Raw genomic sequence first — 15,229 nt, forward strand, 5'->3', positions numbered from 1 at the left:
CGCCGCGAGGCAGAAAGGAAAGAACGCATGGACACAAAGAACTTGATGGAAACATCAGATTCAGACTTCGTATGTGTATTTGGAAGCATTGGAAAACTCCGCAGAATAGAGCTAAGAATTTGATGAAGCTGGACGTACCAAGATGGGCAGCGTATAACATCGCCTATTGTGGAGACAGATATGCAAGACTCGCTCACAATGGATGGGTACAAAAGGTTATAAGTACAAAGAGACTAACCTCATTTGGATTAGTCTCAATGTTAGATTACTACACCGAAAGGTGTGTTACTTGTTAAGTTGATTGAACCGCCGTGTACCGAACGATATCACGCCAAAGGCGTCGGCGAAAACGACAATCGGATGTTGATTTTGCCGAAACATGGATTATAATAAAGAAAAAGGATGAAATGGGAGGTTCGCGATGTATTACCACAGACAACTGGAAAAGAAAATAAAACAAACCGCAAGTGAATATGCTTGCATTACTTTGTATGGGGCGAGACAGACTGGTAAATCCACGATGATTCGAAATCTGTTTCCGGATTTTGAATATGTTACTTTGGATAAAAGCAATGAGAGAATTCTTGCGACGGATGATCCGGAACTCTTTTTGGATTCGCATGGGATACCACTTATTATTGACGAGATTCAAAAAGTTCCTGAACTGATGGAAGCTATAAAAATAAGAATTGATGAGGCAAAATTGAAAAGCTTAAGTGAGGTAACAACCACACCACTTATGTATATTCTTACCGGTTCCAATACGCATGAAATAAGGGAGAACGCCTCTGAAACATTGGCCGGAAGAACTGCCTTGGTTGAAGTCAATTCTTTTTCTGAGTGTGAAAAAAGGAAAATAGAAGGTGGTGAGTTTATTCCGGACATCAAAAGTCTTCAATCAAAACAAAAGGACTTAGAACCAAAGAACAGGCATAGGATTTTTGAGGAAATATATTTAGGAGGAATGCCGGAATACTGGATAAAAAGGATAGATAGAGATACATTTTTTGAAAGTTATATTGCTACATATTTGGAAAAAGATGTCAGCCGTATGATAAATGTTGGTAGACTGGATGATTTTAGAAAGTTTATGAGAATTGTAGCTTTGCGTACATCGCAACAACTCGACTATACGGAAGTAGGAAACGCTGTTGGGATTGATGCCAGAACTACGAAAAAATGGATATCCATTTTAGAAGCATCCGGAATCATAATGATTTTGCAGCCGTATGCGAACAATTTGTCAAAAAGAATTATAAAAACACCGAAGATGTATTTTATGGATACCGGGCTTTGCGCATTTTTATGTGGATGGTCGGATCCGAACATATTAGAAGACTCGCCTATGGCTGGTGCGTTTTTTGAAACATATGTTGTCAGTGAGATAGTAAAAAGTATCCGTAACGAAGGAAAAAGAATAGAACATACGTTGTTTTACTATCGAGACAGAGATCGAAAAGAGGTGGATCTTATTTATGTGAAAGATCAGACGCTGTATCCGATAGAGATAAAAAAAGGCATAGGTAAAGACAAAGCAGACAAGAATTTTAAAATACTCGAGCAGTACAAGATGCCGATTGAAACAGGCCTGATAATTGATACATCCGATAAGGTCTTTCCGCTTAATAGAAATGCGTATTATTGTCCTGTTGGAATGATTGGCTTGTAAGAGTAGTCAACGAAACATATCAAAACATTCGAATGTATCTTTATTTTACCCGAAAAGCACAGCGATTAATTATCAAGCTAATTGTAGGATTTTTTATCAAATAATACGAATGTGCAAATTATAGCCCCGTATTCAGATAACGCTTTTGGTTATTTAAATATGGGGCTTTTTTGCTTTTATACAGGTGTATATAAGACCATTAAATTGACGGTCAAATAAAAAAATGTGGAGAGACGGATTCGTTTCTCCACATTTTATTTTTATTGCAATGCTTCTATCAGACCGGATAATCCTTCTTCCTGATAGAGCTGTTTATAGTAACTGACCTCTTCTCCAATCATGCTGTCAATCACCTGCATACCAAGAAGCTCCACGGGCGCTTTGTCATCGGTCATGATATGGCTTCCGCCTTCATAACGTTCCAGCTTAGAGGATACCAGCATCATCATATCTTTCAGGTCGTTGTCGTCCTCAAGAGAGAGATTAGAAGTAAGGTTGGTCAGCATATCGTCGTTGTCAGAGGCAAATAGCTCGCGGTTTGTGGAACCGGTGACATCGGCTGTATAGACATTGGCAAATACGGACGCAATCGTATCCGACAGATAGTTGGTAATGGCGGAATCTTCGTCCGTGCCTCGCATATTCATATTGACGACCATTACGCCGCCTTCATTTAGATGGCTTTGCACCTGCCTGAAGAATTCCACGGAAGACATCTGAAAAGGAATCGTTATATCTTGATAAGCATCTACCATAATCACATCATAGGTCTGATCGACGCAGCTAAGATAGGCACGGCCGTCGTAGGGATAGACGAGAATGTCTTCGGACAGGTGAAAGTATTCATGCGCAAGCTTCGTGATGTCGGAATCAATTTCCACACCTTCCAGATTAAGGTTTCCAAAGTAACGCTCGCATTGCGTCGCATAGGTGCCGGTTCCCATACCAAGAATTAGTACATCAAGACCATCGTTTTTATTGACATCGGCCATCATGGGAGCTGCCATGGCATAATCGTAATACAGACCTGTCAGGGATTCGTCCTTTACATAGACTGATTGCACACCAAACAGTACATTGGTTGATAGCGCAGTCATATTCGCATCATCTTTGACCTGCAGATAATTGTAGACGGATTCTCCTTCGAAGGTCAGATTGTCTTCCCAAAAGGCGAAGCTGTCGGAGTGTCCAAAGAAAAAGCTCAAAACCAACACGATAACGCCGACAATGATGCGGGGCGATTTCGTCCTTCCGCACGCAAAATACAAGATACAAAGAGCCAGTAAGATGGCGGCGAAAATCAAAAAGGATAAAGACGTACCGACCGTCGGAATCGTAACAAAGGTCGGGATAAAGGTGCCGATAATGCTACCGATGGTGTTGGCGGCATTTAATTTACCGACGATCTTGCCGCTGTCATCCAGCGAGTCTACCGTGTATTTTACCAGGGACGGAGTAACCGTACCGAGTAAGAACAGCGGAAAGACAAATACAATCAGACAGGAGATAAACGCTGCCCAGATTAAGAAGCCGGAGCTGACAGAGAAGATCATGACGGCAGAGATTCCGATGATGATGTACTTTCCGACAACCGGAATCAGTGCAATCCAGATAGCGGCAATGATGATGCGGCCATATAGTTTGTCCGGATTTGGATCTGCATCGGCGCGCCGACCGCCATAGATGTTGCCGAGCGCCATGGCAATCATGATGGTTCCGATGATAATCGTCCACACAATCTGCGAAGAAGAAAAGTACGGAGCCAGAAGGCGACTCGCCCCAAGTTCCACGGCCATGACGGACATGCCGGCGAAGAATTCCGTTAAGTATAAGTAAAATTTATTTGATAAGATTTTTCTTTTTTCCATACCAAAAATTTTATCAATCTTTGATTTGAAAGTAAATGAAATTGACAACAAATAGGAAAAAGAGTACCCTTGTAGCGATATGGAAAGAGAACAAAAAAAGCAATTATTTCAAAAAAGAAAAGTAGTCGTGATGGGAGCTATGATTTCAACTATCTTATGGGGAAGCGCGTTTCCATGTATTAAGGTAGGATATCAGATATTCGAAGTCGGGGCAGGAGACAGCGCATCGCAGATTCTATTTGCGGCATTCGCTTCTTTTTAGCGGGGATATTGACCGTCATCTTTGGAAGCCTGATTAGCAAAAGGTTGTTAATCCCGACGAAGGCATCGCTTCTGAAGATTGGGGCGCTCGCCCTGACACAGACGATTGTTAGTGATGAGTTTGTCCTTTTTGCTTTGTTTTTTAGAATATTGAAATATGTTGACCGTTCAGGGTGAAATGTGACCGTTCACGACAAAACGCTTTGATTAAAAATTTGTATTTTGTTACAATTGATTCGTATCATAATGATTATACAAGGTTTGTATACTTTGATGAAATAAATGAGTTTATTGACTCGGACACAAAAATAATTAATGGTGGAGGAGCTCCTAAAGGTATCAGGAAGGCAAAAGGTTTGGACCCGTCGGATAAGTTCTACGACTATGCTCACTTAAACAGCATAGAAAAGAAGTTATTCAAAGAGAATAAGGTAAAAGCACTGCTCTGCCTTGCTAACGGAAAACTTGCATTAAAATATTCTGAGGAATTGTATAAAAGCACAGTATTGCATAACGGGAATGGAGATGCTTTCAGGCACACTATATGGAATTACGGAATGGCAATAGATGTTGGACAGAGTTTTGCAAAAAAATGGGCTGACGCACATGAAAACGGGGCAAGCAAACAGCCAAAACTTGAAAAGGATATGGATTTATTTAACAACAAAGTGGGAAGAGCGCTTGCTAAATCCTACCCCAACACGGTCAGGCACTCCACATTTAAGAAAAACTCAAGAGCAAAAGTACGTGCCGGCGAGTGCAGGATAATAACCAAAAACAAGCTTGTGAAGTCGTCGGAGAAAGGTGAGAAATAATGCAGAAAACAGTAATAAAGCAAATTAGAACAACTATTGCTGTTAGCATAGTTGTCGCTATATTTGTACTTGCAACAGGATGCGGTGCCTCAGATAATGACAATAGGATAGTCGATTTAGATAAAGTCGAAAGGATTTCAATCGAACTATTTGATCATTCCGAAAAGGTATTTGATGGTGGTGATGTAGGTAAGGTTGTAGACGTTATAAAAAAAGCCAAGCTTACGAAATACGAAAGTGTACAGGATGCACCTGACAAAGCTCCTCTTGGCAGAATCGCAATAAATGAAGATGAAGAAATTTTGTATTATTACTATGAAGATGAAAAGAGTTACATAGAAAAACCATATGAGGGTATTTATGAATTAACAGAGAACATAGATAAATTATTTTCAGAACTATAGATATACTGGTATTAAGGCTCTTTAACTTTATCTGGGGTCAAACAAAAATGACGCTTTTGCAATATCCGGGGTAAGAGCAATTCAGGGAGCTGTCGCATTTGTAATAAAATGTGGCAGCCTCTTAACGAAACCGGCAGACCGTTTTAGATAGAGAGCAAGCTATTAACCATTAACAGTCGAGTGTGTGAAATAAAGTCTGTAAATAGCTCCATATGGCAGCTAACTTACACAGGTTGACCGGGTACACACCCGCCAACCTGTTGAAAACACTGTAACTCATGCTTTCAGGATACGGCTATCCCGATGATGAATACTTCTTCTTGAAGATCATGGATATGAGCCGGAAGGAGTATGTCAGGAATCAGCCATCACATAGAATTTGTGATTGAGCCAAAAAAAATACAACTTTAAAAACACCGAAAGTTAATTTGTATCTTATAGTTTATTACAAATAGGGGGAGTATATAAATATGAGATTGAAAAAAACAATTGTAATTGCAGTTTTATTGGTATTGGTGGTGATTATTGTGGGTATCTTCGTAGTAAGAAATATCTGGTCTGATTCATCCCAAAATAGTTTTTTTATATGGCAAGATGGTTACCTTGCAGCGGCACAAGATGAGCAGGTAGATGTCGCATTTACATTTTTATCGAATGATCCGTCGCTGGATACAAAAGTAGTAAGCATGGGAGTGCCGGACAATGAAAATGTAGAAATTACTAATTTTAATGTGGAAAAGATGGATCAACAATATGAAGACTATGAATTCTACAGTATCGTGTTAACGTTACAATTTACATCGACAGGAAAGTCTACTATGAATCAGTTAAGCATGAATTTAGCAGATGGATTACCTGTCACGTATAGTATAGGAGATTGGACCCTTGATATAGGAGATGCGGATGACGGGAAAATCTGGACATGGGAGTCTCCAGCAGTATCTTCGAATTCAGAGGAGTTTGCATTTAGCTACACGGCTCAAGATGCGTCTGTGACATCGTGTGATTTGACGGTTGGCACACAGACATCGGTAGAATTAACCGCGGATGATGAGCAAACCTTTTCCGGAAAAATCGAGTTGATGGAATCTGATGCTCCGGTTAAGTATATCCGATCTAAACTCACTTATTGCATTAACGGGAAGACGGTATACGGTTATGGAAAAGGATGTTATTGTGGAGCGCTGGAGTTTGATGAAAAGGGTATCATAGCATCACGTAATCATTTTATCTGAAAAGTGAAATAAGGTGGTCGCAGCTGGGGATGCTTATGGTAATAATGGCGATGGGAGTCACCATTATTATATTGTCATTTGTAGTGTTACAAATTAACTATATCGGGACAGAGTAAAATTAGTATGAAACAATAGAATAACAATAAGCTCATAGAAGGCTTGTCGCTATGACGGCAAGCCTTCTATAATTATATACTGGGCCAGAGAATGGCGATTACGTTCTCATTTTATATGTGTTAAACTATATATATTCGAGATTTGAAGAATATAGAAAGGTAAGACAGCTAAGATTAAGGCTGTAGAAGTACGCCAAGTGAAATCAAAACGAATTCAAAAACATCGGAAGATTAGTTATGAGGTAAGCAACACCAAAGTTGCGACTGTGACAAAATCCGGTAAGATTAAGGCGAAGAAAAAAGGAAAGTGTAAGATTTGGGTATATGCTCAAAATGGTGTATATAAGACAATAACATTAACGGTGAAATAGTATGAAAAGGGCAAATTCATTTTTGGTGATGAGTTTGTCCTTTTTGCTTTATTTTTTAGAAATATTGAAATATGTTGACCGTTCAGGGGGAAAAACGACCGTTTAAGGATTGTGCTGTTGACGAATATGTGTCATCCGCTAATATATTATTTATGCTGATATAATAATTTTGTCAAAAAACCATATATTAATACTAGGAGAGAGATTGAAATGAAAAAATATAAAAATATAATTGCTATGCTATTAGCTACTTCTATAATGATGGCATCTGTTGGAATGGTCACATATGCAGCAGCATCTTCTTCATATAGTTATACAATGAATTATAGACTCGTAGACGGAAGTAAGAATAAACAATATTACACACTTAATGGTGGAAGAATATATATATCTGGAAGTCATCATGAGTATTCTACTGATAAAGGTGCGCTTAAAACGTATAATAATATATATTATGCATTATATCGCAAGCGTGCTGGAGCAGATTATTATTGCGGTAAGATAATCTGTTCGATTAAGGATAGTCCATCAGGTATTATTGGAATTGGTGATAAAACATCATCTAAGTATTATTTACAAATATATAAAGTGGAAGATGACGGTCATAATATTAAGGGGTCCGGCAGATTAAAAAATCGATAAGTTATGTATGGCATAAATCAATTATTCTATATATGATAGGAAGGCGTGGAGTACATGTTAATCGACTTTGATATAGTAACAATAATAATAGGGTTAGCTATTTATTCGGGAATTTGTTTGTTTATAAGATGTAAATATAAACCTTCGAGGGTATATTATATTTTTAGCACAATAATGTTTATATATATAATGGCAGTAATAAAAATAACGATATTTCCATTAGTTATGATTGGACTGCCATCGAATATAACAGAAAGTATTAATTTGATTCCATTTCATAATGGCTTTGGAAGAACGGATGTATTGAATTTTCTTATGACGCTACCTTTTGGAATGATACTTCCGTTCGTTACAAAGAGTAAAACCATAAAAAGTGTGTCTATTAAAGGTTTTATGTTAGGATGTTTGGTAGAAATTTTGCAATTATTGGAGATTCTCTTTACGGATGGGTTTTCTGTGAAAATCGTTGATGTGAATGATGTTATATTTAATTTGGGGGGAACAGTCGCAGGATATTTGGTAATGTGCCTAGTTTCGAAACTAATAGATCGACCTAGCAAAAAAGGGAGAGTTTTCATGAAATATGTTTTTGATGTTTTGGATGGAGTTAAATTAGTATGAAACAATAGAATAACAATAAGCTCATAGAAGGCTTGTCGCTATGACGGCAAGCCTTCTATAATTATATACTAGGCTAGAGAATGGCGATTATCAGTTTATATGTGTTAAACTATATATATTTGCGATTTGTAACTCATGATGAAAGTGTGGCAAATTGCTGCAATACAACATATCGAATAGAGGACGGATTATTGAATTGACATAACGCATAGAAAAGAGTAACCTTGTAGCGTTATGGAAAGAGAACAAAAAAAGCAATTATTTCAAAAAAGAAAAGTAGTCGTGATCGGAGCGATGATTTCAACTATCTTATGGGGAAGCGCGTTTCCATGTATTAAGGTAGGATATCAGATATTCGAAGTCGGGGCAGGAGACAGCGCATCGCAGATTTTATTTGCGGGCATTCGCTTCTTTTTGGCGGGGATATTGACCGTCATCTTTGGAAGCCTGATTAGCAAAAGGTTGTTAATCCCGACGAAGGCATCGCTTCCGAAGATTGGGGCGCTCGCCCTGGCACAGACGATAGGACAATACATCTTCTTTTATGTGGGACTGGCCAGAACCAGTGCGGTAAATGGTTCTATCATCTCGGGATGTACAGGACTGTTTGTCATAATCGGAGCCTGCCTGATCTTTCGCTATGAGAAGATGACCGCCTCAAAGGCACTTGGATGCGTGCTGGCAGTGGCAGGACTTGTCGTTGTGAATCTAAGTGGTCTGATGGCGGGTGCGGGGCTGCATCTTGTCGGAGATACATGGATGATGATCTCCGCAGTATCTAGTGCGACTTCCTCAATATTGGTTAAAGTATTTTCGGGTAAGGAAGATCCGATTATGCTAAGCGGTTATCAGTTTGCCTTTGGCGGATTTGTGATGATGATGGTAGGCGTGGTGTTTGGAGGACACCTTGCAAGGCCATCCGTAGGCGGTATACTCTTGCTGATTTACATGGCGCTGATTTCGTCGGTAGCTTATACGGTCTGGAGCGTGTTAATCAAATACAACAACGTATCAAGAATCAGCGCATTTTCATTTTTGATTCCGGTGATTGGAACGATATTGTCGGCCGTGGTACTTGGGGCAGATAGCGGACTTGGCGTTATGACGCTGGTCGCACTCGTCTTTGTAAGCACAGGAATCTTCTTTATCAATCATGTGAAGAAGTATGATAAGATAAAAGCATATTAGGAGGAATATATATCATGAAAAAAACATATGAAGTAGAAGGTGCACCGGCTGCGCTCGGACCATACGTGCATGCCGTGCAGACAGGAAATTTACTGTTTTTATCCGGACAGCTTGGATTAAATCCGCAGGAGGGAACTCTCCCGGAAGGGATTGAGGCGCAGACAAAGCAATCGCTCGACAACGTAAAGCACATCTTAGAAGGGGCAGGCTCTGATCTGGACCACGTAGTAAAGACAACGATTTACATTGCCGATATGAACGATTTTGGTAAGGTAAATGAAATCTACGGTACGTATTTTACCAAGGATTATCCGGCAAGATCCTGCGTGCAGGTTGCGCGACTTCCAAAAGATGCACTTGTGGAGATTGAAGTGATTGCTACGATTGATTAAATATAGTAATTAGTCATAAAAGAAATCGGCATATTTGTAAAATAGTAAAGTTGGCAAAAACATATTATAATAATGGTATTGATGGCTAGGAGGTATTTGAAATGAAAAAAGTAGGTGTATCACAAGAAGAGAAGAATCTTTCCTATTACAAGTATTTTGAACAGGACCTGGCTCCGATACCACCGGAGAAACTGGCTCTTTTAGAGAATCAGCCACAGGGAACCTGCGTACCGATTGAAAAGAAAGATTTATTCCTGGCAGGTAAGGACGATGATTATCTGCATATCGGTTATGGTGTTATGGATGACGGGATTGGTTTTGTTGCAAATGAAACCTACATGCCGGGCGTAACAGGTGAGATGCTGGATTGGTGGTTTGCATGGCATTCTGTTGGTTCCGATCTTCGTTATAAGATTTGGGATCCGGAAGATCATTATTTTGCAAGAGCCGATAAGGCAGATTACGTAGTGGACCCGAATGTGCCAATGAACCAGAAGACTTGGGGCGTAACACATTATATTATGGAAGATGTCGGACCAGGACCGGAATTTTTGATGCTTCAGTTTATGAATCCGGCAGACTTTGGATATGATACATCCATTATTGGAACAGACAAATGTGAATCGATGGTATGTGCAGTCGGACTTAGTTCATTGGCAGCTGCTATGACACATAAGTGGTATCCATATAAGGATGGCGTCATGTTCTGTTCAAGATTCTGGATTGGATATCGTCTGACAGAGGATCGTAAGGTTGAGCGTGCTTTACCGGAAGGCGCCCGCGTACCGGATATCGCACCAAAGGGATTATATGCTCATAACATCAAGGAATTTACAAATCTAGCAGCAATTCTTCCAAAGGTTTATGCAGAGGAAAAAGACGTATTTTAACTCAGTCGGAGCTTGTACCCCGACTGAGTTAAATATAGTGTGTAAAGTCAGGGACCGTTCGAAAGAATGGTCCTTGTTTTATTGAAAAAAAGTCGATATAATAAAAATACCGAAATTGATTTCGCCGAAACCGATTTCGGCGAAATCAATTTCGGTAAAACGGAGGATTCGTATGCAAAGAGAATTCAGAGGAAGGAAAAAGGAATTAAAAGTACTAAATCAAAAGTTAAGCCAAGATGGTTTTTTCATGACGGTACTATATGGTAGGCGTAGAATTGGAAAAACAAAACTGATAAACCAATTTATGCAAGAGCATGATTGCAAGGGGATTTCTTTTACAGCTGTGGAGCGAGGCGAAGCGGAGCTGTTGACCATGATGACAGAAGCAGTGCTTTTGGAACTGGCTGCGGAATTGGTAGGGACAATTACTTTTTCAAGCTTTGAGAAGTTATTTGAATTTATTGGAAAGCAGGCAGAGAAGGAAAAGATTATATTTTTCATAGATGAATATCCGTATCTTGCAAAGCAATGCCCATATATTCAATCCGTACTTCAAAAAGTTATTGATACGAATTGGAAACACACGAATCTGTTTTTTATTATCTGTGGGTCGCTTGTAAGCTTTATGAAGGATGAAGTACTTGCGCAGTCAGCTCCTCTATATGGAAGATGTAATCTGGAATTGAAGCTTAGACCTTTTAACTATATGGAAACTGCAGAATTTTTAGAGGGTTATACATATGAGGAGAAGGCAATCTGTTACGGTCTTACAAATGGCGTTGCAAAATACATTGAGCAATTTGATTGCAGCAAGAGTCTTGAGGAGAATATCATAGAACAGTTTTATTCTCTTGGAGGATATTTTTCAGAAGAACAGATTAAGACGGTGATTTCAAGTGAGCGACAAAACCCAGCTGTCTATAATTCTATTATTTCAGCGGTTGCAACCGGTCATACGAAAAACAGTGAGATTGCTTCCTTTGTAGGAATGGATGATGTAACATATCCGTTAAAGATGTTAACGAATGCGGAGCTGTTGGAAAGAAGAACGGCAAAAAGACCCTATTATGTATTGAATGACAGTATGATTGAATTTTGGTTTCGCTATGTGAATCGCGCAATGAGTTTAGTCAATGCCGATCGAGGAGAGGTATATTATAATTCATATGTAAAAGAACATTTACACGATTTTATGGGGAAGATATTTGAAAAGATGGCAAAAGAATATCTGCTGCTTCACGCGGGGCAGGAGGATCTGCCAATCCTTACGGAGATTACAGATTATCAGGAGATTGTTTTAGATGAGGATAAAAAGAAAAAACAGATTGAAATAGATTTGCTTGGAAAAAATGGTAAGAATATATTACTGATAGGGGAGTGTAAATTTAAAAACACAGCATTTGATAAGACAGAATATGAAAAATTAATGGATAAGGTAAAATACATTTCTGCGATTAATCCGTTGATATGTGTGTTTTCGCTAAATGGATATACGGATTACGTAAAAGATCATGCATCAGAGTGTAAATTATTTTGTATCGATGATTTGTATAAAGGATAAGAAGAGAAAGAAGGAACATACATGGCAGTATTAGAAGGACTAGAGCCTAAGAGAGTATTTTATTATTTTGAGGAAATCTGTAAGATTCCACATGGCTCAAGACAGACGCAGGCAATCAGTGATTACCTCGTAGAGTTTGCAAGGGCGCATGGACTAGACTATAGACAAGATGAAGCGGGCAATATCGTGATTTTAAAGGCAGCAAGTAAGGGCGCCGAGGATAAGCCGGTGGTGATGATACAAGGACATATGGATATGGTGTGTGAAAAGGAGGAAGGCTGCGAGATTGATTTTAAGACGCAGGGGCTGAGCCTTCAGGTAGAAGATGGCATCATCTCGGCGAAGGGCACGACGCTTGGCGGAGATGATGGAATCGCGGTTGCGTATGCGCTTGCAATCTTAGAAGATGACTCCTTAGAGCATCCGCCGTTAGAAGTGGTGCTTACCGTAGATGAGGAGATAGGACTTCTTGGTGCAACTGCACTTGATACATCAGACTTAAAGGCTGAGCTGATGTTAAACCTTGACTCTGAGGAGGAAGGACATTTCTTAACAGGCTGCGCCGGTGGAGTGACGGCGATTTGTCACCTTCCACTCGAGCGTAAGATGGAGCAGGGAATCTTGTGCGAGCTGGTGATTGACGGACTTATAGGTGGACACTCCGGTATGGAGATTGATAAGGGACGCGGCAATGCCGACAATCTGCTTGGACGTGCGCTGTATCTTCTCGGGAAAGAGGTTTCGTTTGGGATCGTAAGCGCCGAGGGCGGATTAAAAGATAATGCTATCGTAAGAAAGGCAACGGCCGGACTGCTTGTGCCAAAGGAAGAGGTAAACGCTCTTAAGGCAGCAGTGGCGAAGGTGCAGGCGGTATATTCCGGTGAATACAAGGTTACCGATCCGGGTGTGAGCATCCATCTTGTAGAAGGAAAGAGTGCCAAGGAGATGGTTTTGACTAAGCAGTCAGCACGCAATTTTGTGACGGCGATTATCAATGCGCCGCGCGGTATCCAGAGAATGAATCCGGATGTGGAAGGGCTTGTGCAGACTTCCTTGAATCTTGGTATTATGACGATGACAGGAGATGAAGCTGTGTATTCATATTCCGTTCGAAGCAGCGTGGATTCGGAAAAGCGTGAGATGCTGATGCGACTTGAGAATCTGATGGAGACAATAGGCGGTTTTCTTGCGTGCGAAGGAGACTATCCAGGCTGGGAATACCGTATGGATTCGCCGCTTCGTGAGTTGATGGTGGAAGTGTTTGAAGAGCAGTATGGTCATAAGCCAATCATTGAGACAATGCATGCCGGCGTAGAATGTGGTATATTTGTTGGAAAGATGCCGCAGCTTGACTGTGTCTCTTACGGACCGGATCTATTAGACATTCACACGCCAAAGGAACACATGGATGTGAAGAGCGTAGAAAGAACCTGGAATCTGACAAAGGAAGTGTTACGAAGACTTGCTAAGTAATATACCGGACAACATCATTGCCTTTGTGGCAGTCGTAATCATCTTATATATTGTATTTGTAATTGTACGATTTCGCTATCGACACCGGGAGAAGAGAAGAATGCGAAAGCTCCTTCATGGCAAGAAGGAATTGACGGTGGATGAGTTTTTTGCGATTCGCGAAGAGGACTATGTGGATGCGCCGAACTTCGAAGGCATCTATATAATCTTCAACAGAAGTCGTAATCTGTATTATGTGGGGCAGTCTGTGCGGGTATTTTCCAGAGTGAACTCACATTTCACCGGCAAAGGTAACGGTGATGTCTATGCCGATTATATCTATGGCGATGATTTTCGCATTCGCATGATTTCATTAAAGGGCAGCGGATATCGTAATCTTGATGACCTAGAGCGAGAGACGATTGCGCGCTACAACGCTTATGCCAAAGGTTACAACAAAACGAAAGGGAATATGGGTGACTAGCATGAAACAGCTACTTGAAATCTTACAAAGAGAACTTGGCGTAGGAAGTGCGTCGGTGGTTCTGCCGGGAATCGTAAATGATTTTAAGGGGATGCTTCTTAAGGCCGGTGCCGGGAATGTGGTGATGGAAGAATATAAGATTGACACCGGTGTGACGGTGAAGCTGGCAGGAAAGAATCAGACCGGCGTGCTCTATGTGACCGGTATCTGGGTGGAGCAAAAACAAATACCTGTACTTCCATTTGTATTATAATAGTTTCCCATAACAGTATCCTTATCCTAGCAATAAAGAAGACTAATTTTACAGGGATAACCGGTAGTGTTATGATAGCAATATCAAAAAACGAACAACATATTAGGAGGTTATGACAATGAAACTTAGTGCAAGAAATCAAATTGAAGGTACTGTTGTTAATGTAAATGAAGGTGCAGTTAATGCCATCGTTGCATTGGAGTTTGCCGGCGAAACCATCAGCGGAACAATCTCTATGTCAGCGGTTCAGGAACTTGGACTTGAAAAAGGGAAGAAGGCAACAGCAATTATCAAAGCTACAGAAGTTATGATTGGAATCGGCGATCTGACACTTAGCGCAAGAAACAAACTCGCAGGTAAGATTACAGCAATCGATGAAGGTGCTGTAAACGCAATTGTGAAAGTTGAAGTTGCAGGTGGCAACACCATCAGCGCAACCATTTCCATGGCATCTGTTAAGGATCTTGGCCTTGCAGTTGGAAAAGAAGTTGTAGCAGTAATTAAGGCAACATCTGTTATGTTCGCAATCTAATAAGAACGTTTTGTCTCAGCAGTCGAAAGGAAGATTTCGGCTGCTGTTTTTTGTGCTATAATACATTTACGAATAGGAGTGATAGTGTGAAAGAAAGTAGAGGAAAACCATAAATGGACGCACTTAAATAAGCTGTCTAAGGCAGGCAACTTTTTGAAGTGTTATAGCGTTAGGAAAATAGATCAAGAAGCTAATGGTTCATCAGGAGGAAGTAACCCCTCTCGTTGCAATAGTTTCTTGGCTTGCTTGATAGCTTTTGCCTTTTGTTTTTCAACAAGAGCTTCAGGCATATCAATCTTGTAAAGATCGCTCGGATTCCACTGCTCACCAGTAGACAGCATCTGGTAGATGGCGGTAAGAATCATACGGGCAATAGCGATAATGGCTCTTTTCTTGCCACGGCGTTTAACAAGAGATTCATATTTCTTTTTGTAGTAAGGAGATTTGTCAGATTTTACGGCTGCATGAGCACACT

General features: G+C 40.3%; 17 protein-coding genes and 1 pseudogene. 16 read left to right on the plus strand and 2 right to left on the minus strand.

Features of this window, described 5'->3' with window-relative positions:
• Positions 1–421 precede the first annotated feature (421 nt).
• The gene (locus BLS20_RS01585; protein ID WP_090171493.1) at positions 422–1,669 is read left to right on the plus strand and encodes an ATP-binding protein; all 1,248 of its coding nucleotides are present in this window, start codon (positions 422–424) and stop codon (positions 1,667–1,669) included.
• A 260-nt stretch (positions 1,670–1,929) separates the two neighbouring features.
• On the opposite strand, the gene BLS20_RS01590 is transcribed toward BLS20_RS01585, so the two are convergent.
• Complete coding sequence (locus BLS20_RS01590; protein ID WP_090171567.1) at positions 1,930–3,537, minus strand: spermidine synthase; 1,608 nt, start codon at positions 3,535–3,537, stop codon at positions 1,930–1,932.
• Positions 3,538–3,616: 79 nt separating this feature from the next.
• On the opposite strand from BLS20_RS01590, the gene BLS20_RS01595 reads away from it, so the two are divergent.
• The 15 genes from BLS20_RS01595 to BLS20_RS14090 all read left to right on the plus strand — a co-directional run bounded on the left by BLS20_RS01595 (position 3,617) and on the right by BLS20_RS14090 (position 14,754).
• On the plus strand, positions 3,617–3,799 hold the full coding sequence (locus tag BLS20_RS01595) for a hypothetical protein (protein ID WP_090171496.1): 183 nt from the start codon (positions 3,617–3,619) through the stop codon (positions 3,797–3,799).
• A 214-nt stretch (positions 3,800–4,013) separates the two neighbouring features.
• Positions 4,014–4,613 (plus strand): DUF6973 domain-containing protein, encoded by a 600-nt coding sequence (locus BLS20_RS01600; RefSeq protein ID WP_176762236.1) that lies wholly within the window; start codon positions 4,014–4,016, stop codon positions 4,611–4,613.
• Positions 4,613–5,017 carry a DUF5301 domain-containing protein gene (locus tag BLS20_RS01605; RefSeq protein WP_090171502.1) on the plus strand — a complete coding sequence of 135 codons (405 nt, stop codon included), beginning with the start codon at positions 4,613–4,615 and terminating at the stop codon, positions 5,015–5,017. Before BLS20_RS01600 ends, BLS20_RS01605 begins: the two co-directional genes overlap by 1 nt.
• Before the next feature lie 470 nt (positions 5,018–5,487).
• Positions 5,488–6,252 carry a hypothetical protein gene (locus tag BLS20_RS01610; protein WP_090171506.1) on the plus strand — a complete coding sequence of 255 codons (765 nt, stop codon included), beginning with the start codon at positions 5,488–5,490 and terminating at the stop codon, positions 6,250–6,252.
• A gap of 289 nt (positions 6,253–6,541) precedes the next feature.
• The gene (locus tag BLS20_RS01615; protein WP_090171509.1) at positions 6,542–6,739 is read left to right on the plus strand and encodes an Ig-like domain-containing protein; all 198 of its coding nucleotides are present in this window, start codon (positions 6,542–6,544) and stop codon (positions 6,737–6,739) included.
• Positions 6,740–6,976: 237 nt separating this feature from the next.
• Positions 6,977–7,381, plus strand: coding sequence for a hypothetical protein (locus tag BLS20_RS01620; protein WP_176762238.1), 405 nt, complete (start codon positions 6,977–6,979; stop codon positions 7,379–7,381).
• Between the two features lie 189 nt (positions 7,382–7,570).
• A complete protein-coding gene (locus tag BLS20_RS01625) occupies positions 7,571–8,002 on the plus strand; it encodes a VanZ family protein (RefSeq protein ID WP_176762239.1) in 432 nt (143 codons plus the stop codon).
• Between the two features lie 234 nt (positions 8,003–8,236).
• Complete coding sequence (locus BLS20_RS01630; protein ID WP_090171518.1) at positions 8,237–9,190, plus strand: DMT family transporter; 954 nt, start codon at positions 8,237–8,239, stop codon at positions 9,188–9,190.
• Positions 9,191–9,204: 14 nt separating this feature from the next.
• Positions 9,205–9,582 carry a RidA family protein gene (locus BLS20_RS01635; RefSeq protein ID WP_090171521.1) on the plus strand — a complete coding sequence of 126 codons (378 nt, stop codon included), beginning with the start codon at positions 9,205–9,207 and terminating at the stop codon, positions 9,580–9,582.
• A 101-nt stretch (positions 9,583–9,683) separates the two neighbouring features.
• Entirely contained in the window at positions 9,684–10,472 is a 789-nt protein-coding gene (locus tag BLS20_RS01640; protein ID WP_090171524.1) for a DAPG hydrolase family protein, read from the plus strand.
• A gap of 172 nt (positions 10,473–10,644) precedes the next feature.
• Complete coding sequence (locus BLS20_RS01645) at positions 10,645–12,033, plus strand: ATP-binding protein (RefSeq protein WP_090171527.1); 1,389 nt, start codon at positions 10,645–10,647, stop codon at positions 12,031–12,033.
• Between the two features lie 21 nt (positions 12,034–12,054).
• A complete protein-coding gene (locus tag BLS20_RS01650) occupies positions 12,055–13,506 on the plus strand; it encodes an aminoacyl-histidine dipeptidase (RefSeq protein WP_090171530.1) in 1,452 nt (483 codons plus the stop codon).
• Positions 13,496–13,969: a GIY-YIG nuclease family protein gene (locus tag BLS20_RS01655; protein ID WP_143010211.1), complete on the plus strand. Its 474-nt coding sequence runs from the start codon at positions 13,496–13,498 to the stop codon at positions 13,967–13,969. Before BLS20_RS01650 ends, BLS20_RS01655 begins: the two co-directional genes overlap by 11 nt.
• A gap of 1 nt (position 13,970) precedes the next feature.
• Entirely contained in the window at positions 13,971–14,222 is a 252-nt protein-coding gene (locus BLS20_RS01660; RefSeq protein WP_090171536.1) for a hypothetical protein, read from the plus strand.
• A gap of 118 nt (positions 14,223–14,340) precedes the next feature.
• Positions 14,341–14,754, plus strand: a complete 414-nt coding sequence (locus BLS20_RS14090; RefSeq protein WP_090171539.1) for a TOBE domain-containing protein — start codon at positions 14,341–14,343, stop codon at positions 14,752–14,754.
• A 182-nt stretch (positions 14,755–14,936) separates the two neighbouring features.
• Here BLS20_RS14090 and BLS20_RS01670 read toward each other — a convergent pair.
• Positions 14,937–15,229, minus strand: a pseudogene (locus tag BLS20_RS01670) (IS110 family RNA-guided transposase); the annotation flags it as partial.

The sequence above is a fragment of the Eubacterium oxidoreducens genome (assembly GCF_900104415.1).
Taxonomy (GTDB): Bacteria; Bacillota; Clostridia; order Lachnospirales; family Lachnospiraceae; genus Eubacterium_C; species Eubacterium_C oxidoreducens.